This is a genomic window from Kineosporia rhizophila (assembly GCF_021277265.1).
Lineage (GTDB): Bacteria > Actinomycetota > Actinomycetes > Actinomycetales > Kineosporiaceae > Kineosporia > Kineosporia rhizophila.
This window is the reverse complement of sequence record NZ_JAJSOH010000032.1, coordinates 33,125-54,009: the sequence shown is the minus strand read 5'-3', so window position 1 is coordinate 54,009 and position 20,885 is coordinate 33,125. Positions and strand designations below refer to the sequence as shown.

Here is a 20,885-nt window from a genome sequence, read left to right as displayed (position 1 = left end):
GTACAGGCGGAAGAAAGTCGGACTCGGCACAAGGCGACGTGACGCTGTTCGGATCCCCGGATCACATTGCGGAAGATGAACCCTCGTGGTCTGACCATCCATGGATGGTGAGGCCGGGGCCGCTGTCAAGGTATCCCCTCAGGCCGGCTGCCGGGTAAGGAATCAGTTCCTGGGGGAGGTCGTGGATCGTGAACCACTGGAGTTGTAGGCATTTTTCGGGTTCGCGGTTCACCGGGTCGTTCTGCCATTCGGTGGCTTCGAAGAAGAAGCCGATGCGGTCGCGGGCGCCGCTGCCTTGATGGTGGTGCACGGTGTGGACGAGGCGGATGTGCTCGGGGTCGACGATGACGCCGGTTTCCTCGTAGGCCTCTCGTGCGGTGGCCACGGTGAGTGGCTCGCTTGGGTCGAGTTTGCCGGAGGGTGCGTGCCACTGGCCGTATCCGTAGGGGCCGCCGCGCTGGGACAGCAGGATCTTGTCGCCGTCGCGCAGAATCAGGTGCACATCGATGACCGGCCCGGCCGCGTCGCTGGTGCTGGTGCTGGTGCTGGTGCTGGTGGGCTGTGTGCTGTGTGCTGTCGGTCATGGGCTGTGTCCAGGATCGGGGGCAGAGCGGGTCGGAGCGACCGTAGCGGAGAGCAGGCCGCTGTTGTGGACGATCGCGGCCGTGACTTCGTCGGGGCCTGACGCACCGGCATCGACGTGGGCCACGGTGAGAGGCAGGCCGGCCAGGATACGGGCGGCCTCCTGATAGAGGTCCAGTTCGCGCTGGACGTTGCCGGGGTCGCGTTCGAAGCGGTGGTGGGCGGTGAGCCGGGCCGTGATGAGGTCGGCGTCGGCGGTGAGGATGACGGCCAGGTCGGGCAGGTCGATGTCTGCGTTGGCGGTCTGGATGAGGCATAGGTCGACGCCGTCCAGCGCTGCAGGACCAGGCTGGAGGCCAGGTACCGGTCGCACACCACGGTGTGCCCCTGCTGCAGATGAGGGCGGATCTCGGTGCTCAGGTGGTGTCGGCGGTCGGCGGCGACCAGCAGGGCCAGGGCGTGGCCGTGCACCTCGTCGGCCAGGCTGCGGGTGACCTTTCCGAGCGGACTGTGGGGAGGGTTCGGCGGCCGTGTGCCCGGCCGCCCGCAGGCGCCGGGCGACGGCGGCCACGGTGGTGGGTTTACCGATGCCACCAGGGCCATCGACGGTGAGGAAGAACCCAGGCCGGCTCACTGGGCACCGCCCGTGTTCCCGCTCTCGCGCGCAGAATCTGTTGCAGTGTTCTGCTGGGCGTGGTGGTTGCGGGCGTGCTGCAGGCGGGAGAGGTCGCCCCGGTGCTGGTGGATTACCGGCAGCGTGGTTTCGGACAAGGCGATACCGACGGGCCTCCCTCGTCAACTGGACTGCCGCGATCAACGCCTACCCGAACCGCATCACACCGACCTACTGACCCGAACCTCAGCCAAAACCACTGACTGACAAGCAGAAAGCTTGACAAGCTCACGTAGTGCACGACTTGCTCGGTGGCCAGCCAATCCAGGTCCGCCCGGACGGTATGCAACGCGTCGAAGGTCACCACCGTGACCTGCTCACCACCGCCCGGCCCGGCCGCCGGCTTCAGGTCCAGGTCGCTCAGGGCTTCTTGGAAATGGCTGGTCTCGTTGTGCTTGGCATCGATCTGGACCTGCCCCAGCGAGCGACCGCTGCTGTGCTTAACCACGCCCAGATAACGGATATGGCGGCCCCCCAGGCGGCCCGGGCACTCCTGCCGTCCAGGCTGATCCCACGAATTCTTGCCATCAACAACGCCTTACGCGCAACCTCGGCACGCCGCGCCTGGTACTCCTGCACCTGCTGCGTCCGCCGCCCATCTCATTCGAGGGCCACCGTGCGCCGCCGTGGCCCCACGGCCCAGACCGGACCTACCGGCTTCACACCGGAGGCCTGCTAGCGGACACGCCGGGGTCGATCACGAGAATCTTCGATCTTCGACCCCGGCACGCCATGGAATTGAGCCGCTATCAACGGGCCTCGATAGCGATACCGCCATCGGCTTGGGCCACGATCTCGCCCCGAGCACCTTCGAACATGCTGAGTTCCCCAACAAGCAGCGTGATCAAAGTAGCCATACCGCCGCTGCTCGAGCCGTAAGCGGCCTTTTCGTCCTTGGCGAAGGACGAAGCAAGCGTGGAAAGTTCCGCGTCGGAAATATTCCACCACACCTGCGTATCGGAGGCATCTGCATTGGCAACGTGGAAATGTATCGACCGACCGCCAACGTTGACGCGGAACCGGGCGTCGCCCTCGAATGCCTGAACAATTTCAGCTCTTGCTGCCATCACTCCATCCTAGCAGCCCTTTTTTGGCGGGTACGCCGTGATGATGTTCTGCGTCTTGCGCGCGACCGAAACAAAGGAACCGAAAGAATCGATCACCTTCCCCTTGTTATTCTTGATCTCGACATTGGCGAGATACTGAAGGGTGTCGTTCGAGCTACGGTAGTCCCTGGCGCAGGGGTGACTCAGCGACTGCGTCATCGACCAGTGAGCAAAATCCTGCCATGTTGTTCCGATCATCACAGCCTTCTTTTCCCAGTCACCCAAATGACGCTTCTTGATGTGCTTGTAACTCCAGTTCTCAGTGCCGCACCGCAAATGTGCAGATGCGCCCGTGTACCCAGCCATCTTCTGACGCTTGTACTCGCGCGCCAGCTTATGCTTTGAGTCCTTCACGCCACATTTCTTCCACGGCGGCGTTGCAGCCGCCGCCTGGACCTCAGCAGAGTCCGCGACCCGGAGCCTTGCCTCCGGTGCAACCGTCACCGACCTATCGGACTCAAGATCTTCAGCCGTCTCAGGCAGGACGTAGAACTCATCCCCGGAAACGGCATAGAACTGCCCCGGCTCGAGCGCTGCCTGAATCTGATCCTCGATGGGATCTCCGGAGGCTTCCTCCGAGACAGAGACTTCCTCTTGACTCGCTCCAGCCGGAGACTTCCCGACTAGAAACTCCTCGCCCGCGACTGCATAGTTCTGCCCTGCGGAAAGACTCTCCTGAAGAGCAGCCTCCTCCGGGCCTACTTCGCGCTCGTTTCCCTGTCTCCCCACCACGGAAATCTGAGGGTACCCATTGGGCGCCGCCATCGCAGCCCCGCCCACGAATACCGGGGTGATGGCCATCCCTAGCACGGCCAACCCCAGTGCAAGAATTCGTCCGTGGCCTTGCATTGAAACACTTCCCATCACGGTGGTGAACGGCGTGGAAGACAGAGTTCTAGCCGCTCCCCCGCCGCCGCTGGCCCCTCGCCAGCAAGATCACTCTAGGCATATTCATGGCCGAGCTACAGGGATAAACGACAACTGTTGCCCTGATCACGGGGGTCAGTTCTCATCGCGCAAGGGCGCCGAAGACCAGTGCACCCCTGCACGGACAGCCGATTCCCTCCTTAGCAAAGGCGTCTGTCGCTTCATCCCCGGCGACGCAGGCTTACCGCTACTTGCGCGAGGCTCTGAAAGTGTTGGTAGCGCCGGCTCCGACGCCGAAGCAGCGGTTCAGACGGCGGTCAAGAAGACCTGTGTGATCCTCGTCGGCACGCTGCTCGCGTCGGGGCCAGCCCTCACGACCAGGCCGAAACCGACGACACCTGCATCTCTGGTTCTTGTGCGGGCCATCACGTTGGAGGGTCAGCGGCCGAAACTGAGTGACCTGGCGGTCCGGGCCCAAGGCCACTGCACCTGACCTTAGGGTGCGGCCACTCAGGACATCATCTGGTCGGAAGCTACTCCTCTACCGGTGAGCAGACCGTTGCTACCCGAGGTGGCGTCCTGCTTCTCCAGCCACGTCAGGATCGCCCCGCCTGTCTCCTGCGGATTCTCCTGCTGGATCGAGTGACCGCAGTCGAGCCCGACGACCTCTACGCGGGGTACGAACTCGCTCAGTCTCGGGGCCCGCGGGATGACATCCCGATCCCCGTAGATCATGAGTGCGGGCTGCCGGACGATCGGGACCACATCCGCCAGCAGGTGCCAGTTGCGGTCGAGGTTGCGGTACCAATGGATGCTGCCCGTGAACCCCGTGGACTCGAAGGCACAGACGAGGCCGGCAAGCTCCTCATCACTCAGGACAGGCTCGCCGAGCGCCGTCTCCGCGCTGGCCAGATCGACCATCAGCATCCCGCGACGAGGCTCGTGAGGCGGCTCGTTCCTCCGGTACAGGTTGCGCAGGAACCGGGCCATGTTCTCATCCAGCACGGCGCCATAACCCCCCGCTGCCGGTTGAAGTCGGCGACAACCGCTCGCAGACGCTCCAGGTCCTTTCGGCGCTGTCGGCTCGACTGCGCTGATCTTCGAGCTTGCCCACCTGCACCGAGCCCGTCGCCCTTCTCATGCTGGGCGCCGCTGACACTTGCTCCAGGAAGCTGGACGAGATGAGACACACGCCGACAGGCACACGTGCACCTCCGTTGACTCGGCAAATCACTGACAGAACCCCCAAAACGCAAAAAGGCCGGGCACTGGGTGACTGGGTGACTGGGCGCAGGAATCATGTTTGCGGCGACCCTGACGAGGTGGTGCCCGGAGCAGAGGGCTTCCATTGCCGCTCCGGGTCACTTCCTGCCTACCTACCTTCCTTGTCTCTCCTCACATCAGCAACGGTGAGGCGTCAACCGAGTGGCCGTCCGAGGCGTCCGACGGCCAGGCCCAAGGCCTGCCGGAGTCCTTCGACCTCGTCGTCCTCAAGCATCACGTCGGTGATGGCGTCGAAAACCACGGCATGGGGGCCCGTCTGAACCGTCTGCTCAAGGACGGTCACCGCAACCCGGTACCTGCGGGGCGCTGAGGTCACGGCCGTCGAAGCGACTGGCGGAGTCGTGCCGTGGCTGCTGCCGGCAGTGCGCTGGTGCTGAGCCTGCACGTACAGGGGCACCACCGTCAACGGCAGCCGGCTCTCTTGCTCACACAGGGCCTGGGCGTAGGCGTGGGCCTGCGGGGAGAAGGCGAACAGGTGGACGGCGTCGATGCCGGCTTCGTGTTCAGCCGCCGTGGCGAGGATGTCGGCCTCGGCCTGAGCCCAGGTGTTCCGCGCCTGATCCTGGCTGTCCTGGCTGGTTGGGGTGCCGCCGGGGGTAGATGTGGCTGCTTGCTGCGGTAGGCGGATCGGCAGCACATAGTGGCTCCCCTGCATGACGGCGACGGCGAAGACCTCGCTCGCGCGGGTGTCGGCGCGGTGGGTGGCGGTGAGCATGTCCTTCAGCCGGGAGATCTCGTCGTGCTTGCTGGCCGGTGGACGGGTGGGTGTTGTGTCTGCGGTGCCGTGGTGCTGCTCGGTCGGCCGATCGTGGCGTTCGTCCTGCCCGTTGCTGTCGTACGGGTCCTGGCTCGTGTTCTGCTGCATGGCTTCTCCTGGTCAGGAACGCCGAAGGGCCTGCGATCGGCAGTGATCGCAGGCCCTTCGGCTTCGGGTGGGGCTGGGCTCAGCCGCGTTCGAAGTCGCGGCGCAGGTTGGCTTCCATGTCGGCGAGCTGTTGCAGGCTCGGGCGGACGATGGCGTCGACGCCGAACGGGCCGATGTTCTCGGCGATGAACATCTGCACGGTTCGGACGACCCGCTGCAGCGGGGTGGCGGAGTCGCTGTGCCGGCTCTCCTGCGGTCCGTTCTGCTGGTGCCCCGGTGTCGTTTCGCCCTGGACGGTTTCGGGCGCGTTCTGCTGGGCGATCGCGTCGGCCTGTTGCAGGGCGGTGGCGGCGCCGTCGCGGTCACCGCTCTGGTGCAGGGCGCACGCCAGGACGGCGCCGGCCATGCCGTTCAGCGGCGCGGGGGCGGTGGCGGCCAGGTGCTGCCACAGCCGGACCGAGGCCGGGTCCCTCCAGGTGAGGCAGCCGATCGGGACGACGGGGTCGCTCAGGGCGTCCTCGCAGTCCCACTGCCAGGCCTCGGGCAACCGGCCGTCAGGGGCGTCGGCGAGAACCCTCCGGGCCTCCTGCAGGTCGCCGTAGCGCTGCTCGCGGATGGCGGTGCCCAGACGGGCGGCGATCCGTTGCCTGCGGGCGGTGTCGTCGCCGGGCCTGGCGGGGATGCTCAGGCGGGCCCCGGTGATGTCGGCGTGGACGATGTGCCAGCCCATCTCCTCGGCCTGGGGCCGGATCGTCTCGGCGTACTGGCGCGCTTCGGTGGAGTAGGCGAACAGGTACGTGTGCCGCACAGGGTGCCCGACGGTCCGGGCGCTGGCCTGGACCTTGTGGTCCACCAGGGGCCAGGAGCGGCGGGGGCGCACGGTGATCGGCACCGTCTCGATGTGGGCCATCGTGGCGAACACTCCGGCCACGTACAGCTGTGCGGGCCGGGCCAGGGCCTGGTGCCACTGCATCAGGCCGTGGTGGACGTACACGATCCCGGCCTCGGCGTGCTTCAGGTGTTCGTTGCCGTCCTGCTGGAACTGGTTCACAGCGCATTCCTTTCGTGGGTGGGCATGAAGAAGGGCAGACCGTGATCGGTCTGCCCTGGCATGTGTGGCGATGGCTGACTGCGGCCGGCGACGACTGGCGACGGTGCTGAGCGGTCGCAGCCTGGCGACGCTGTGCGGCCCTGCTCAGTCGAGGGGGTGCTCCTTCACGACGTCGTCGATCAGGGCCGGGATCCCGTCCTTGCCGACGAGTTCCAGGACCATGCGGGACACCAGGAACAGCAGGCGCTGCTGCTGGAAGCGCAGCTGCCGCTGCCCCAAGGTGGCGGCAGGCAGGAGAAGCCCTGCGAAGCTGGTGACCGCCAACTCGGGGACCAGGGCCTCGCGCGCCCGGAGGAAGGCCGCTTCCGCCTCCCGCAGTTGACCTCGCAGGTATCGCGCCCCGGCCAGGAGCGTGTCGGCGGTGGGCCGCACCGGCGCGGGCCCGGAGGCCGCGACCGACGTCCACAGGGCCACAGCCGCGTCGTCGTCCCAGTTCAGGCACCCGAACTGGATCCACGTGTCGGTGAGTGCCTCACTGACCGCGGCGAGCACCTCGCGGGGCAGCTCCTGCTCACCGGGGTTGGCCGCCAGAAGCGCCCGGGCGTGCTCGACGGCAGCCAGGCGCCGGTCCAGAACGCTGCGACCGGCACGTTCGACCTTGTCCCCCGGTGTGGGTCCGTCGACGGCCGGCGTGGCGGTGGTGTCGATGCAGCCGGTCTCGTCGCCGTAGACGATGTGCCAGCCCCGGGCCTCGGTCTGCTCTCGCACGCGCTCCACGAACTCCTGCCCTGCGGCGGAGTAGGCGAACACGTACAGCTGTTCCACGGCGCCGCCGCTGGCCTGTGAACCGTTCGTGTCCTCCTCCAGCACGCGGCTCCAGCGCGTGGCCTGCTCGCTGTCCGGGCCGGCCGTCAGATCCTGCAGGGGGATCGACATGACGGCGGCGACGCGCCCTCCGTCAGCGACGACGAACAGGTCTCCCGAGCGCTGGATCGCTTCGAAGGCGCCCACGAGCGCCTGGTGGATCTCCAGCAGGTCGGAGGGCCGTGGGCCGGCCGGGCCCGGGCTTGGTTGTTGCGGGACAGAGTTGTTCATGCCGTCCTTGTCATTCATGTCGTTCTCCTTCTCGTGTGGTCGAGGCGATGGGCCGAAAGACCCGCCCGGCAGGGCCTGCGATGAGGCCGGGACGCCGGCCGGGCTCTCTGTCCGGGTGGTCGGGGTGGTCGAGGCATTGCCCTGGCTCGTCCCGAACCAGTCGAACGGGTCGTGCTCGGGGCGCCCGCAGGGGCATGACGGCGAGGACATCTCTCTCCTGTGGTCGGTTTGGCGCTCAGGGGGTGAGGGCGGTGCAGGGACCAGGTCGGTGGTGTCCGCTGCAGATAAGGCAGTCCCCGCAGGCGGAACAGCCCCGTTCGTCGGCGGGCACGGCGGACAGGCACACACCGCACTCGCGCACCCGGTCACCGGCTATGGCGTACCGGCCGTCGAGGCCGTCGTGCTCGCCGCCGAACCCGTTGCTGCCGAGACGGTTCTGTGCCGACGTCGTGTCCAGGTCGTGCCAGGCAACCTCGAGCAGCGGGGAGGGCTCGAAGGTGTCGTTGGAGTACCAGGTCCCCCGATGCCAGATCCCTGCCTCCTCGTTGAGGATGTAGGCCCGGGCGGCATACCGAGGGTCGACGGTGAGGATCACGATCTTGTTGAGCCGGCCCATCCAGGTGCTCAGCCGCCGTCTGCTCCTGGCGGTGTGCAGGGACCCCAGGCGCCGGGGAATGAAGTTCTCGGCGCAGATCCTGGTGTCGGAGCGGATGTCGTCCCTGGCCGGGACGACGTCGTTGGGCAGCATCCCGTTGTGTGCGATGACCGTGCGCGGGTCCTGCCCCACCGGGAAGGGATGGCAGTTCGCGAGGTGCACGTCGCCGTCGGTGGCCAGCCGGGAGTGGAACAGCGCCGGGCCGTCCGGGTGCTCGGCCCGGTCCCTCTCGAACCCTTCCAGCACCACCTCGGCGCCCATGCCCCGGTGCACGAGAATGCGCTCGCCGGCGACGATGGCGTAGCCGTGACCGTCCCGGTTCCAGAAGGTCCCGTTGTACAGGGCCTGCATATCCGGCTGGGTCCGGGGCGGTAGGTAGCTCAGGAGGCACATGTCAGCCTCCGCATCCGCTCGTCCAGGGCGGTGTACTGCGGGCGCTGGGCCGTCCAGGTCCGGAAGGCATTCCAGGACCAGCCGCCGTGATGGCGGATGTCGGCCACGGTGAGGTCCTGGGTGTAACGGACCGAGGCGTCCGCGAAGGCCAGGAATGCCTGGACCGTGGCAACGTCAAGGCTGGAGGCGAACACCCTGAGCTCGAAGGTGTCCTCGTTGCAGAGGTTCACCGCCCGGTACCTGTAGTCGGAGGGCGTCTTTCCCTTGAGTTCGGCGTTGACCAGGGCCCGCTCGTCCGGGGTGAAGCGGGCGTAGGTCTCGCTGACCCGTCCGGCGAACGTGGTGACATCTGCCTGGTTGCGGTAGATGAACTTCAGCCACCGGTAGCGATGCAGGTCGTCGGCGAAACCGGCCCGCGACAGGTGGATGTGGATCCCGGTGTTGTCGGGTGTCCAGCAGCCACAGTCGCGAAGGTCCCGAAGCATCCGCCAGGGGAAGTTCTCCATCGCCCAGGTGAAACTCATCGGCTGGGTGACGATCTCGAAACCGTCGTCGAGGGACCCGTCCTCCTTGAGGTAGCCGAGGTCGGCCAGCCACCCGTCGGCCAGGTAGGCGCAATCACCTCGGCCGCCCTCGCCGACCTCGAGCTCCAGCTCCATGCCCAGGTAGAGCGGGCCCTCACCGTGCATCATCGGAACAGGCTTGAAGGATGGGTCTTTGATGTAGCTCTCGGCGTCGTGTACCTCGGCGTAGTCACTGTCGTCGCAATCGTCGCAGTCGTCGTCGCAACCGTCCTGGCCGGTTGCGGCGCGGTTGTACGCGGCCATGCAGGAGCTGCAATCGCACGGTGGCGAGTACACGTACTGCCAGCTCCCGGGCGGCTCCTGGGCCTCCTGCTCGCTCGCGGTCGTCTTGCTTTGGTTAGGGGACATTGCCTCTCCTGACTCGTGCCGTCGCCGTGCGGCGGTCACGTGGTGGTGGTTGCTGGGCTGAGCCGGTCCGGTCGCCGGCAGCACCGAGGTGCGTGGTGCGGCGGACGTGGCCGGACCCGGCCGGGCCGAATGCGCGCACTCCCTGCCGGGGGTGTGAGACATCCGGTCCGGCCGGCGCCGGCCGCGGTGTGGTGGCGGTTGCGGGCACAGCGAAAAGCCCGTGCACGGATGTGCACGGGCTCGATGGGGTGCTGGGTGGGTGCTAGATCAGCCGGGGCTGACCGGTTTCAGGTCAGCCGCGGCGCGCCGGCACGGGGCGTGGCGCTGGTACGGCGGTCAGGCTACGTGGCCGACTGCGGGCCGGCGACGGCCGGGCGTACGCGTCAGCGGCGGTTACGCTGCCGGGGTACCGAGAAGCGCCGCCCGGGGCGTGCTCTCCTCACCGGCGCCATCTGCGGGCGCACCGGTTCCTGGGGTTCGGGTTCCTGCGCGCCGCGGGATCCGCGCCGCCGTTCGGGACCGTGTGCGCTCTTGACGGTCTCGACGTGGACCGGCGTGTGTCCCTCGCGCCCGTGCTGTTTGGCCGCGTACATGGCCACGTCGGCGGCGTGCAGGAACCGGTGCCGGTGCTGCTCGTCGCCCGGTTCGATGATGGCTACGCCGATGCTGGCCTCAGGCCGCAGATGCGCACCGTCGATGGTGACCGGCTGGGCGCTGAGCAGCATCAGGATCCGCTGGGCCTCGGCGGCGGCCTGCTCGTGCGTGACCTGGCCGGGGCTCATGGCGCCGGTGACGCCGGGGACGTGGTGCCAGACCAGGACGAACTCGTCGCCGCCGAGGCGGGCGGCGATGCCGCAGCCGTGCATGGCCTGGGCCAGGCGGTGGGCCACCGACACCAGAAGGGCGTCGCCGCAGGCGTGCCCGTAGGTGTCGTTGACGTCCTTGAACTTGTCCAGGTCCACCAGCCCCACCATGAGCGGGCGGCCCGACCTGGGGTCCGACAGTTCCTGGTGCAGGGCCCGGCGGTTGGGCAGGCCGGTCAGCGGGTCGCTCTGGCACGCTGCTTCAGCCTGTCGCAGCGACTGACGCAGCCGGGTGCCGACGAGTGCCTGCCACGCCGTTGCGGCGCCCAGCAACAACCACAGCAGGGTGCCCAGGCGCGGGGCGTGCACGCGCTGACGACCGGTACCCGGCACGGGCGCGACGCTGCCGGCATGGGACGGGCGCAGCTGCTGGGCTGCAGTAGTGCGCGGGCGGTTCGCTTTCATGAGTGTCCTTTCTGAACAGGCGTATCGGACCGGTGCGGTGCTGTCCCCTTCCTCGGTGGGTTGTATGGACGGGACGGGAGGGCTGTGCCGGGGCCGCACATCGCGGGCCCGATTTCAGGCGTGGGCCGCGACGACGCGCATGTGCCGGGCCGGCCCGGACAGGCCGCTGAGGCGAAGGCCGTGCTGGTAGGCGTCGAACCAGTCGCCGTGTTCGGGCACGACCAGCCGGAACGGGCCCTCCAGGGTGGGGGCGACCTCGACCTGGAACCGCCGGGCGTTCAGCAGCAGGTCGATCAGTTCGGCCGGGGCGGAGGTGGACTCGCCGTCGGGGCCGACCGGCCCGTGCAGGACGGCGGGCCCGGCGATGACGTCCTGGCCGCGCATGAGCTCGTTGTGGGCCCACGCCAGGGTCGTGGCCCGCTCGTTGAGCTCCATACCGCGCAGCTTGGCCTCCTCGTTGACGAAGAAGCTGGCGGGCGGGTTCCGCAGGTCCAGGGCCTCGATCGGCCCTTGCACCAGTTCCTGGTACACGCCCAGCCGGTCGTCCTCGAGCGTGAGCGCCCGCAGCGGTTCCTGCAGGCGGGCGGGAATGACGATCACGGTGATCATCGACTCTCCTTCTGTTGCGTTGCTGGAACGAGGAAAGACGCCCCGGTCGGGGCGTCTCAGGTGAGGGACGGTCAGGTCCGCCGGCGCAGACGCCGGTTCAGCAACTGCGCCATGCGCACGCGGCGGGGCGCCGGCTGGAGCGCAGCGGGCGTCGTCGGCACGTGCTGGTCTGTCCGGGTGGGAGGACGCTCAGGCCAGCCGTCGATGCTCTGGTGCATGTCGATACGCGTCAGGTCCACCGCGGGCAGGGGCCGGGGGCCGACTTCAGCGGCCACGCTGACCTCGACGCCTGCGATCCCGCGGTCCAGGATCACGTTGCGCCAGCGGTCCCGGGCGCCTATGGCCGTGCTGCGGCTGTCATAGACCGGACCGACCTGTTCGCCGGGGCCCTGCGGCCAGCGGCGAACCTCGACCCAGAACCTGTTGGCCCGTACCAGCTCCGTGACCAACTCCGGTGACACCGACGTCCACAGACCCCGCCCGTCCCGGAACCCGACGATGACGGCATTGCCGAAGATCAGGGTCTGCCCGCTGGGAGCGATGAAGGAGTCGGGCAGCAACTCCAGGACAGTGCCGTTGAGCAGCTCGCCACGGTTGGCCGCGTCGTCGTCGTACAGCAGGACCGCCATCTGGCGGTCGAGGCCGAACGCGCTGAGGCCGACCGTCGCAGCGGCGGCCCTGTCGTTAATGAACGCGGCCAGGCCGCGGCGGGAGCCAGGTTCGAAGTCCACGACGGCCGCTGGCTGGCGACCGGCCGGGATGACGATGGCTTTGGTCATGCTTCTCCTTGTGTCGTGAGGCAGGGGTGGTGCGGCAGGAACAGCCGAAGACGCCGAGCCGGAGATGTTTTCCGTGTTGTCGGTGTTGCCGGCGTCGTCGGTGTCCTGGATGTGGGCGAGTACCTCACCGGCTGGCCGGCCGGTTGAGCAGCCGCGGCCACGGGCCGGGCCCACTGGGCGGACACTGGCCAGGAACGGACTCGGCCGGCACCTGAAGGGCGCTTCTGGCGCTGAATCGTTCGTGCCAGCCGTCGACGGCCCGCTCGACATCGGCCACCAGCTGGTCCCTGGCCGGTGGCGGCGGGCACGCCCCGACCTCGGCGGCCACGCTGACCTCGGCGCCCAGGATCCCGCGGTTGCGGATGAGGGCGCGCCAGTGCTCCGCGTAGGCCAGGGCGAGCGCACGCTCGCCGAAGACGGGTCCCACCTGTTCGTAGGGATCCTGCGGCGAGGGCCGTACCTCGATCCAGAACCTTTCGTGCTGGACCAGCTGGGTGATCAGGTCCAGCGGGGCTGACGCCCAGTGGCCCTGTGCGTCGCAGAACCCGACGATGACGGCCCCGCCGTGGATCGACCTTCTGCCGCTGGCAGAGATGAACGAGTCCGGCAGCAGCTGCATGACGGTGTGGTTGCGCGGCTCGCCCCGCTCGGCGGCCCTGTCGTCGTACAGCAGCACCGCCATCTGGCGCTCCAGACCGAACGTGCTGCCCAGGTAGTGGTTGACGACGTTCCTGGCATCGTGATCGGGCAGGCGCGGGTGGGCTGCGCCGTCGAAGGACAAGGCGCTGGCGGGGCTGCGATCAGCCGGGATGTGAATGGCTGTGCTCATAGTTCTCCTTCAGTTGGATGGTTTTCAACCGCCGGCGGTGCCGGGACGTGAGCGGGGCACGAGCAACGGGCTGCGAGGACAGTCCTCGGGCTGGTGGCTCGTGAGGTGGGCCGGGCTGCCGTCGGTGTCCCCGCTTGGGGGACCGCAGAGGCAGGACGGACAGGGTGGGCCAGAACAGTCAGGCGCGCCGAGCAGAAAGTGCCGGCAAGAGTGGCGCCCGTGTGTGGATGCCGTGGCGGCGACTGAACTGCGCCGGTGCGGACGTCGGTGAGAGGTTCACCGTGCCTGGCTGAGGCCACGAGCGGAAGCACTGCCGTGTAGCCAATCCGTGCACGGGTGCTGCATCGCGGCGTCCGGTTCGCAACGCCTTGGGCGTCGTGAACAGTGGCCACGTCTGGCGTGTGGACGATCGCCCGGAGCCCGTGACTGCGGGCGGCCTGGGGCACTGGCCTGTTGGTCAGCCGGCGAAACAGCCGTATGTGGTGGGCCGTTGGGGTCGGCAAACAGATGAGCTGGGCCCGGAGGCTGCAGATGCTGGCATCCGGTGCGTGCGACGTGCGCTCGGTTCTGCCGTGCAGGTGGGGCGAGTTGACGTGCGAAGGGAGCTGGTGGCGCAGAGCGCCGGTTCGTGAGCGGATGTTCCGGTGCCGACCGCGGGGGTGGGCGGGCCGGACGTCCGCTGGGTGAACCGGGGAGCCGGTCGTGCGTGGGTGGTGCTGTGCTAAATGAGATTTCAGGATCGGTCGCCCCCGCAGGGCGGACAACTCACCGGTGGCGCCCGTTGGTGCTGTTGGTCCTGCTCAGGGCAACAAGAACCCACCATCGGCCCCCCACGTAGGCAGGCATCGCTACGGTGCCCGGTGTGAGCGTGCCGGTGGTAGCCGCAGTGAACGGTGCAGCCGCTGCTGACGACCGCCCCGTGTCTGCCCGTGTCTATTGATGCAGGGACGGGTTCAGGCGCCGGTCTCGGGGGTGAGCCCGAAGTCGGGGTGCGGTGGCCGGGGCTCGACGCCCCCATCGACCCGGTAGGGCGAGTCGAAGCCCAGGGGCCGGTCCGGGCCGCGCCAGGGTTCGCCGTCGAGGCGCACGTCGATGGTGCGCACCCAGTCCTTGCGCGGCTCGAGGTCCTGCGGGGCCCAGTAGATGAGGGTGGAGGGCCGGCCGTCCTCGGTGAGGGCCCAGGCCTGGAAGTCTCGGGCCACGCCCAGGTGACGCCACCACAGGCGCACGGTCACCGGGGCAGGGTCACAGAACTGGGGGTCGGGGTCGGCGTTGGCGCGCAGGATGCGCGGGACACTGGGCATGGCGCTGCTCCGGGAATGCTCTCCGGCGGCGCCGTGCCGGGTGGTGCTGCGACCCGCCGCGACTTTATCGGTGCCCGCCCACGTGTTGGATCGGCCGGGCGGGTGACGTCGCCGGGCGGCCCCACGGCGACGGCGCCACCACCTGGCCCGCCCCACCCCGGGCGTCGAACTGGCGGGAACTCCTCATGCCCGTTGTGGGTGACGGGGCCGGCGGCCACCCGGCCGCAACGCTCAGCCGACGCCCATACCAGCGGGCCGGGTGGCACCGAGGAGGTTGTCCCACCGGTGGTCCTCGATCCGGACGACCGCGCCGGTGTGCGGGGCGTCGATCATCTGGTTCTCCCCCAGGTACAGGCCGACGTGGTCGACGTCGGCGGTGCTGGAGCCGAAGAAGACCAGGTCACCGGGCTGCAGGCTGTCCAGGGGTACGTGCGGTCCGTGTTCGTACTGCAGCTGGGCGGTGCGCGGCAGGGCGATCCCGGCGGCCCGGTAGGCGGCTGCGGTCAGGCCGGAGCAGTCGAATCCGCGGTCCCCGCGGTCGGGGCCGTTACCGCCCCACTGGTAGGGAAGCCCGAGCTGCTCGCGTGCGAAGTCCAGCGCCCGGCGCACCTCGGTGCTGTCGGTGCTGTTGGTGGCCTGCTGCCGGCAGGAGCCGCTGGTCCACGGACGGGCCGCGGCCCCGGCGAAGGTGGCGGTCACGAGCCGGTCGTGTGGAGCCTTCGACAGGTCGGTGTCGGCCACGTATCCCATGACGAACACCAGCGCGGTCTCCATGTGCTGGGCGTAGGCGCCGGGATGGGCCGAGCGCTGGACGGCCTGGGCGGCGCGGCCGGCCTGCGCCGGGGTGATGAGGGCCGAGTCCCGCCAGCCGGGCACGTCCAGCAGACCGGGCTGACCGCCCTGCCCGCCGGTGAGGAACAGGGCGGTGGCCGCGGCCGGGTCCATCCGCAGCCCTTCGGGCGCCCACGCGGCGCGCTGCTGGAACAGCCCCCGCGAGTCCGGGCCGGCCGTGTCGCCGTGGCCGACGTTGCGCAGGCTCGATTCCTGGATCGCGGTGGCCACGGCGATCACCCAGGCGCGAGGTGGAGCGCCCACCTGACGGGCGGCGGTGATGACGGTGACGGCGTTGGCCCGCTGTTCCTCGTCGAACACCTCGACCAGGGCGGCCAGCTCGTCCAGGTCCTTGGCCCCGTCCCAGATCCCGGCCACGTCGAGGCAGCCGGTGTCGGTCGAGGATTCGCTGAACACGGAGCCGAGAAGCCTGGCCGGCCCGGACAGCAGCGAACTGAGGGCGCTCTGGGCGAGCGCTGCCATCAGGAACAGCGACACCACCATGAGCGCGGCCGCCGCCGCGAGAGCCGGCACCAGCGGGCGATCGTCCATCTGAGGCCTTCCATCGAAAAGACACCCGTCCGCCCCGCGTCACATGGCCCCAGGCGCCGCGGTGCCCTCACGACGGGTGGCGGAAGGAGTGCTGACGCCGGCTGGTGGTCGCCGCGCGAGCGCGTCGACAGGGCTGCGGCGCGGTTGCCTGCCCTGGATCGCCTGCAGGCAACCGCGCCGTGAGCCCAGTCCGTCAGGTCAGTCAGTCGTCGCCGGGGTCACCGGGGTCACCGGGCGCGGGAGCGGCGCACGGGAGCTCCACCGGCGGCAGGTCGGCGTCGGCGGGAATGGCATCCACGCGGTAGTACCGGACGCTGGAGGTCAGCAGCGCCTGGTCCCACTCGGGTGTGCCGTAGTGGATGAAAGCAGCGCGTGCGCGCCGCCAGGCGTTCGGCCCGGCCGGGCGACTGCGTTCGCGGTCTGCGGTGGGAGCGGCGTGGACACCGAACACGCCCAGGCCCCCATCCAGGCGGGCGCAACTGCGCGAGTACGCCGCCTCCAGGGCGGTGGCCGGGCGCATGAACTGGCCCTGCCGGGCGTCGGGAGTGAACACGTAGGTGTCGTAGCGGAACAGGTCGCCGTAGGTGCTGCGGCCGGCTGCTGCGCCGGCCTGGGCAGCGATCAGCTCAGAGACGTCTTGGCGCAGGATCTGCGCCCGCACCCCGTGTTCGCTCAGGACGTGCACCAGGTCGTCGTCGGACACCGACGCCGACGTCTGGGGAAAGCGCTCGCGCAGGGTGGCGAACGCCTGGGGCTCGTCGGCCACCAGGTAGGTGGCGAGCATCTGCCCGGGGGCATCGAGCGTCAGACTGGTCAGGTGCACGGTGGTTCCTCTCGGTTCGGTAAGGGGATCAGTGGGCAGCTGTCGCGACGGGCCGGGCGGCGTGGGGCCAGAAACTGCGAAAGACAGCGAATGGACGTCCGTCAGTCCGCCAGCGCCTGCTCGGCCCGTTGCCGGACCTGGCCAGGATGCTTGGTTGAGGCTCCTGACAGGAGGTTTCGTTGACTCGGTGGGATTCCACAGACCAACGAACCCCTCCTGTTGGAAAGTCTGTTGGTCTGGTTGACGCCGACGATCTGCCTCGGCGGGGTGAAAGTGCTACCGCAAGCGCGGATCCCATGCCAACTACCGGGAAGCCAGAGGCTTTTCGGAGGCAAGGAGCATCAGCCGGCCCGGACCGGTCGGATGGTCCATCTGCTTGGCCTGTCAGGGCGGGAGAAAGAGCCGTTTCCGTTGGTCTGGCTAGTAGTCCATGATGTGGCGCTGCAGGTACCGGCTCGATGTGTCATGTTTTCTGCTGAAGGAGATCCTGGTGGACCGCCCCGCCATCGATGTGACTGACCACAGCGAGTTCGACGCCTTCGTCGTGGTGCGCACCGACTACGACCGTCCGCAGGCATGGGCCGCGATCCAGCAGGAGCTGGTCCCGGCGGATGCTGCCGAAGGCCATATGCCCATCCCGTTGCTGGTCGACGATCCGGTCTGGGCTGGCGCGGGGTTGCAGGCCGTGATCGAGGCCCTGGCCATCCCTGCCGGCGAGGAAGGACCCAGCGTCGTGCTGCTGGCCGACTCCATCGCGATGACGTCCGACACGCATCAACTTCTGGCCGTGGACATCCGCCGGCTGCTCGATCCGCACGAGGACGAGGAACCTGAGGATGACGAGCTCGAGGAGGACGAGGACTGGGAGGAAGTTCCGTACTTCGGAAGGATTTCGGCGGCCCGGGCCGCATCCATGGCTGTCAATATTGCCTTGGCCAACATGGACTTCTTTGAACTGATCGAGGCCGAGGCCTGAGCACCCACTACCTCTGAGGGCGGGGCGGTCCTGGGTCGAGGTACCAGCGCAGCGCGCGGGTGGCCGGTAGCTGGGCCAGCGTCAGCCGGGGCCCGCTGCCGGGCCCGGCGGGCTCGCCGGTGCCCGGGGTGTTTCCGGGCCAGGGTGGGGGCACTCGCCACCAGACGGCTCCTGCCGGTCCCAGCGGCTCCTGGTCGGCTATCTGGTGCTCATAGGTGGTGAACACCTGCAGGTCGCTCCAGGTGAAGGACAGGTTAAGCGCACTGGGCAACCGCCGCGTCGGCATCCTGCACGGCTGCCTAAGCCACCACACCAGCTACGAGGAGACGGTCGCCTGGGCCAATCAGACCGCTCAGGACCAGGCTGCTTGACACGTTAGAACCGTGGGATGTCTAGAGCCTTCGAAGGGCAGCAAATGGACGTCGCCCAGCCCGGCAGTGCCCAGCTCGGCTTGGGCGCCGGTCCTGCCCAGGATTTTTGGTCCTGGCTGCTGACGGGAGGTTTGGTTGGCGCGGTGGGCGTCTCCGAACCAACGATGTTCTCGTTGGTGGGTTTCTGTTGGCCCGGTTGACGCCAACAATCCGCTACGGGGGATCACAAGGGGCATCTCGAGGGCAGATCCCGCGCACCGAAAGGTTTTTCTCGCGCAACGCTGCTGCATCGTGCAGGAGAGGGCGGTGCTGGGCCCGGATGGGCACCGGGTCACCGGTCAGCTGTGCCGCGCAGTAGTCCAAGATGTGGCGATGTAAGAATTGGCCCGAATGGGAGCGTTCGCTGCTGAAGGAGATTCTGTTGGACCGCCCCGCCATTGACGTGCGTGACCACAGCGAGTTCGACGCCCTCGTGGTGCGCACCGATTACGACCATCCGGACGCCTGGGCCGCGATCCGGCAAGAACTGGCCCGGCCGATGGATATCCCCGAAGCCGACCCGCCCAACCCTCTGGTGGTCGACGATCCGGCCTGGGCCGGGGCGAGCTGGGAGGAAGTGATCGCGGCCCTGTCCGTCCCCTCCGGCGAGGAAAGGCCCAGCGTCGTGCTGCTGGCCGACTCCATCGCGATGACGTCCGAGACTCATCAGCTTCTGGCCGTAGACGTCGACCGACTGCTCGATCCGGAGGAGGACGACGACGAACCTGACGGCGAGGAACTCGAGGATGACGAGGCCTGGGACGGGCGGGAAGCGCCACTTGTGGGCAGGGTTTCAGCGAGCCAAGCCGAATCGATGGCCGTCAATCTTGCTCTGGCCAACATGGACTTCGACGAATTCATCGAGGCTGAGGCCTGAGCAGGCCCTATCTCTGAGGGCGCGGTGGCCCGCCGGTGCGGCGGGCCTGTTCCCGTAAGGGGTGCAGGGGGTCGTCGGTAGGGCGGGGCGGTCCTGGGTCGAGGTACCAGCGCAGGGCCCGGGTGGCCGGTAGCTGGGCCAGCGTCAGCCGGGGCCCGCTGCCGGGCCCGGCGGGCTCGCCGGTGCCCGGGGTGTTTCCGGGCCAGGGTGGGGGCACTCGCCACCAGACGGCTCCTGCCGGTCCCAGCGGCTCCTGGTCGGCTATCTGGTGCTGGTTGGTGGTGAACACCTGTAGGTCGCTCCAGGTGAAGGACAGGTTCAGCACGTGTCCGCTGCCGGAGAGCGGGAACCCGTTCAGAGCCCGGTGCACGTTCAGCTCCCGCCCCGGCGTGGGCAGCACGAACAGCAGCAGCCAGTCCGGGCCGACCCGCTCGTCCCGAAGCCGCTGGTAGACGCCCACCTTGCCCACCACGCGCTCGAGAGTCTCGGTCCCCCGGTCGTACTCCAGGTAGAAGCCCACCCGGTACGGCCGCGGCGAGCCGGGCAGTTCAGCGGCCGGCGGCCCGGCTGGATCCGGGGAGTCATCGTCGCCGTCCGACCCACCGGCGGAACCAGGCCCGGCATCCGGCGCCAACTCCTCGTCAGGGGCTGCAGTGGACTGGCCCGCTGGCGCGGGCTCCGAAGCGGAGCCGAGACTGAGCTGGGCGGCCACGGTGCTGGGCGGCTCAAGGCTAAGCGGTTCCGTGAGAGACGGTTTCGTAGCTGACGGACCCGTGCCGGGCGAGTCCGTGCCAGGCAAGTCCGTGCCAGGCAAGTCCGTGCCCGTCGAGTCCGCGCCGGCCGGGACCGTGCCAGGCAAGTCCGTGCCCGTCGAGTCCGCGCCGGCCGGGACCGTGCCAGGCAAGTCCGTGCCCGTCGAGTCCGCGCCGGCCGGGACCGTGCCAGGCGAGTTCGTGATAGGTGGATCCGTGGCGGGGGCATGGCTGCTGGGCGCCCTGGGTACGGGGCCGGTGCGGTGGTACTCCCAGACGCCGTGTCCGTCGGGGCGCACCTGCAGGTCAAGGGTGTTGGCCGTGTGGGCCGGTGACCACCAGCGGGCCAGCCGGTAGCAGCCCGGCGGATGCTGCCCCTCCCCCGGCTCCTGCGCCGATTTCATCCAGGAAACCGGTTCCGCCTGCTGCGGGGGCACCGCGCGGCCGAACCGCCCACGGGCCGGGTGATTGCCGGTTCCGGGCGGCGAATCGGTGGTCTCGTCGTCGGGGCCGCTGAGGATGCGCCCGGCCCGGATCAGCTCGACGAAGAAGTCGTGGATGCCGTCGGTGTGGGCCAGCTGCGAGCTTCCGGCCACGGCTTCGTTGCGGGCCTGCAACTGCCGGGCCGTCATGGGTTTGTCGTGCTCGTAGGAGGCCGCCCAGCGGTTGCCGAAGTCGGCTAGGACCCAGTGCACGGGCAGCAGCAGACCGGCCCGCCGGACCTGGAAACGGTCGATCCATCCCTGGCGCTGCAGCAGGCCCAGCCGGCGGCGGGTGGCGTGGGGCGAGGCAGCGACAAGGTCACCGATCTGGGCGGTGGTCAGGGTGGCGTGGCGGTACAGGTGCAGCAGGATGACCTCGTCGCGGGCCTGGAGATGCCAGGCCTGTTTCAGCCACTGCCCCACTGCCTCCCGGCCCGGCCGTGCCCGGCGGGCCGCAGACTCGCGTTTGCGCGGCGCCCTGGGGGCCGGCGGGCCTGTTCTGCCCGACTGTCCCGCCTCTGCTCCGTCCGTTGCCGGGGTTGCCGGGGTTGGGCCTGCGCTGGCGGCCCGGTCTGGTGCCGGGGTCAGCGGCTCAGGCAGTTCGTCCTTCACCAGGGCCTCCCACCAATGGGATCGGCAACGCACGCACCGGCCGCCCCGAAACCGCCCCCGGCCACTCAGGCAGTCTCACCGGCCCGGCCGCAGGGCACGAGCCAGGCCGGTGGGGCTGGTTCATGCGCGTGAGCAACCAGCCGATCCGGCGTGCGTGCAGTGCGGTGTGCTGGGCCGTGTACGGCACTCCCTCCCGGGGTATCTCCCTCAGAGATAGTCGGACCTGCCCGCACCGCGGTCGGCGCCACACAACCGGCCCGTGACCTGCCCTGTTGGCG

The 20,885-nt window shown here is 68.9% G+C and carries 20 protein-coding genes and 2 pseudogenes; 2 read left to right on the top strand and 20 right to left on the bottom strand.

The genetic code is table 11. The annotated features are described in order from the left end of the window. Positions 1 to 61: 61 nt before the first annotated feature. The 18 genes and pseudogenes from LWF15_RS30715 to LWF15_RS30635 form a co-directional block, all read right to left on the bottom strand. On the bottom strand, positions 62 to 502 hold the full coding sequence (locus LWF15_RS30715; protein ID WP_232814474.1) for an NUDIX hydrolase: 441 nt from the start codon (positions 500 to 502) through the stop codon (positions 62 to 64). A gap of 78 nt (positions 503 to 580) precedes the next feature. Beyond that, the gene (locus tag LWF15_RS30710) at positions 581 to 955 is read right to left on the bottom strand and encodes a hypothetical protein (protein ID WP_232814473.1); all 375 of its coding nucleotides are present in this window, start codon (positions 953 to 955) and stop codon (positions 581 to 583) included. A 17-nt stretch (positions 956 to 972) separates the two neighbouring features. Then, positions 973 to 1,185 (bottom strand): annotated as a pseudogene (locus LWF15_RS38290) (hypothetical protein); the annotation flags it as partial. A gap of 819 nt (positions 1,186 to 2,004) precedes the next feature. Continuing rightward, the gene (locus tag LWF15_RS30705) at positions 2,005 to 2,322 is read right to left on the bottom strand and encodes a hypothetical protein (protein WP_232814472.1); all 318 of its coding nucleotides are present in this window, start codon (positions 2,320 to 2,322) and stop codon (positions 2,005 to 2,007) included. A gap of 9 nt (positions 2,323 to 2,331) precedes the next feature. Further along, positions 2,332 to 3,162: a hypothetical protein gene (locus tag LWF15_RS30700; protein ID WP_232814471.1), complete on the bottom strand. Its 831-nt coding sequence runs from the start codon at positions 3,160 to 3,162 to the stop codon at positions 2,332 to 2,334. A 576-nt stretch (positions 3,163 to 3,738) separates the two neighbouring features. Continuing rightward, positions 3,739 to 4,262 (bottom strand): annotated as a pseudogene (locus tag LWF15_RS30695) (alpha/beta fold hydrolase); the annotation flags it as partial. A 383-nt stretch (positions 4,263 to 4,645) separates the two neighbouring features. Next, positions 4,646 to 5,377, bottom strand: a complete 732-nt coding sequence (locus LWF15_RS30690; protein WP_232814469.1) for a hypothetical protein — start codon at positions 5,375 to 5,377, stop codon at positions 4,646 to 4,648. Positions 5,378 to 5,456: 79 nt separating this feature from the next. After that, the gene (locus LWF15_RS30685) at positions 5,457 to 6,428 is read right to left on the bottom strand and encodes a hypothetical protein (protein WP_232814468.1); all 972 of its coding nucleotides are present in this window, start codon (positions 6,426 to 6,428) and stop codon (positions 5,457 to 5,459) included. A gap of 144 nt (positions 6,429 to 6,572) precedes the next feature. Further along, positions 6,573 to 7,541, bottom strand: a complete 969-nt coding sequence (locus LWF15_RS30680; RefSeq protein WP_232814467.1) for a DUF4192 domain-containing protein — start codon at positions 7,539 to 7,541, stop codon at positions 6,573 to 6,575. A 217-nt stretch (positions 7,542 to 7,758) separates the two neighbouring features. Further along, the gene (locus LWF15_RS30675; protein WP_232814466.1) at positions 7,759 to 8,571 is read right to left on the bottom strand and encodes a class II glutamine amidotransferase domain-containing protein; all 813 of its coding nucleotides are present in this window, start codon (positions 8,569 to 8,571) and stop codon (positions 7,759 to 7,761) included. Then, positions 8,559 to 9,503 carry a hypothetical protein gene (locus tag LWF15_RS30670; RefSeq protein ID WP_232814465.1) on the bottom strand — a complete coding sequence of 315 codons (945 nt, stop codon included), beginning with the start codon at positions 9,501 to 9,503 and terminating at the stop codon, positions 8,559 to 8,561. The genes LWF15_RS30675 and LWF15_RS30670 overlap by 13 nt, the downstream gene beginning before the upstream one ends. Before the next feature lie 383 nt (positions 9,504 to 9,886). Next, entirely contained in the window at positions 9,887 to 10,771 is an 885-nt protein-coding gene (locus LWF15_RS30665) for a GGDEF domain-containing protein (RefSeq protein ID WP_232814464.1), read from the bottom strand. A gap of 114 nt (positions 10,772 to 10,885) precedes the next feature. Beyond that, positions 10,886 to 11,380: a DUF3846 domain-containing protein gene (locus tag LWF15_RS30660; RefSeq protein WP_232814463.1), complete on the bottom strand. Its 495-nt coding sequence runs from the start codon at positions 11,378 to 11,380 to the stop codon at positions 10,886 to 10,888. A gap of 71 nt (positions 11,381 to 11,451) precedes the next feature. Next, positions 11,452 to 12,159, bottom strand: coding sequence for a hypothetical protein (locus LWF15_RS30655; protein WP_232814462.1), 708 nt, complete (start codon positions 12,157 to 12,159; stop codon positions 11,452 to 11,454). Between the two features lie 124 nt (positions 12,160 to 12,283). Then, the gene (locus LWF15_RS30650; protein ID WP_232814461.1) at positions 12,284 to 12,988 is read right to left on the bottom strand and encodes a hypothetical protein; all 705 of its coding nucleotides are present in this window, start codon (positions 12,986 to 12,988) and stop codon (positions 12,284 to 12,286) included. Between the two features lie 953 nt (positions 12,989 to 13,941). Beyond that, positions 13,942 to 14,292, bottom strand: coding sequence for a hypothetical protein (locus LWF15_RS30645; RefSeq protein ID WP_232814460.1), 351 nt, complete (start codon positions 14,290 to 14,292; stop codon positions 13,942 to 13,944). Positions 14,293 to 14,523: 231 nt separating this feature from the next. After that, entirely contained in the window at positions 14,524 to 15,675 is a 1,152-nt protein-coding gene (locus LWF15_RS30640) for an NlpC/P60 family protein (RefSeq protein ID WP_232814459.1), read from the bottom strand. A 202-nt stretch (positions 15,676 to 15,877) separates the two neighbouring features. Next, positions 15,878 to 16,498, bottom strand: coding sequence for a hypothetical protein (locus tag LWF15_RS30635; protein ID WP_232814458.1), 621 nt, complete (start codon positions 16,496 to 16,498; stop codon positions 15,878 to 15,880). 490 nt (positions 16,499 to 16,988) lie between these two features. Here LWF15_RS30635 and LWF15_RS30630 point away from each other — a divergent pair, with 490 nt between their 5' ends. Then, a complete protein-coding gene (locus tag LWF15_RS30630) occupies positions 16,989 to 17,474 on the top strand; it encodes a DUF6924 domain-containing protein (RefSeq protein ID WP_232814457.1) in 486 nt (161 codons plus the stop codon). A gap of 7 nt (positions 17,475 to 17,481) precedes the next feature. Here LWF15_RS30630 and LWF15_RS30625 read toward each other — a convergent pair whose 3' ends face one another. Then, complete coding sequence (locus LWF15_RS30625) at positions 17,482 to 17,745, bottom strand: hypothetical protein (RefSeq protein ID WP_232814490.1); 264 nt, start codon at positions 17,743 to 17,745, stop codon at positions 17,482 to 17,484. 521 nt (positions 17,746 to 18,266) lie between these two features. Between LWF15_RS30625 and LWF15_RS30620 the strand changes: the two genes are divergently transcribed. Further along, positions 18,267 to 18,761 (top strand): DUF6924 domain-containing protein, encoded by a 495-nt coding sequence (locus LWF15_RS30620; RefSeq protein WP_232814456.1) that lies wholly within the window; start codon positions 18,267 to 18,269, stop codon positions 18,759 to 18,761. Positions 18,762 to 18,768: 7 nt separating this feature from the next. Here LWF15_RS30620 and LWF15_RS30615 read toward each other — a convergent pair whose 3' ends face one another. After that, complete coding sequence (locus LWF15_RS30615; protein ID WP_232814455.1) at positions 18,769 to 20,418, bottom strand: replication-relaxation family protein; 1,650 nt, start codon at positions 20,416 to 20,418, stop codon at positions 18,769 to 18,771. Positions 20,419 to 20,885 lie beyond the last annotated feature (467 nt).

Excerpts from the sequence above, each read along its gene's own strand:
- LWF15_RS30705 (WP_232814472.1), bottom strand. The coding sequence starts at position 2,322 with ATGGCAGCAAGAGCTGAAATTGTTCAGGCATTCGAGGGCGACGCCCGG.
- LWF15_RS30700 (WP_232814471.1), bottom strand. The coding sequence starts at position 3,162 with ATGGCCATCACCCCGGTATTCGTGGGCGGGGCTGCGATGGCGGCGCCC.
- LWF15_RS30690 (WP_232814469.1), bottom strand. The coding sequence starts at position 5,377 with ATGCAGCAGAACACGAGCCAGGACCCGTACGACAGCAACGGGCAGGAC.
- LWF15_RS30680 (WP_232814467.1), bottom strand. The coding sequence starts at position 7,541 with ATGAATGACAAGGACGGCATGAACAACTCTGTCCCGCAACAACCAAGC.
- LWF15_RS30675 (WP_232814466.1), bottom strand. The coding sequence starts at position 8,571 with ATGTGCCTCCTGAGCTACCTACCGCCCCGGACCCAGCCGGATATGCAG.
- LWF15_RS30670 (WP_232814465.1), bottom strand. The coding sequence starts at position 9,503 with ATGTCCCCTAACCAAAGCAAGACGACCGCGAGCGAGCAGGAGGCCCAG.
- LWF15_RS30665 (WP_232814464.1), bottom strand. The coding sequence starts at position 10,771 with ATGAAAGCGAACCGCCCGCGCACTACTGCAGCCCAGCAGCTGCGCCCG.
- LWF15_RS30660 (WP_232814463.1), bottom strand. The coding sequence starts at position 11,380 with ATGATCACCGTGATCGTCATTCCCGCCCGCCTGCAGGAACCGCTGCGG.
- LWF15_RS30655 (WP_232814462.1), bottom strand. The coding sequence starts at position 12,159 with ATGACCAAAGCCATCGTCATCCCGGCCGGTCGCCAGCCAGCGGCCGTC.
- LWF15_RS30650 (WP_232814461.1), bottom strand. The coding sequence starts at position 12,988 with ATGAGCACAGCCATTCACATCCCGGCTGATCGCAGCCCCGCCAGCGCC.
- LWF15_RS30645 (WP_232814460.1), bottom strand. The coding sequence starts at position 14,292 with ATGCCCAGTGTCCCGCGCATCCTGCGCGCCAACGCCGACCCCGACCCC.
- LWF15_RS30640 (WP_232814459.1), bottom strand. The coding sequence starts at position 15,675 with ATGGACGATCGCCCGCTGGTGCCGGCTCTCGCGGCGGCGGCCGCGCTC.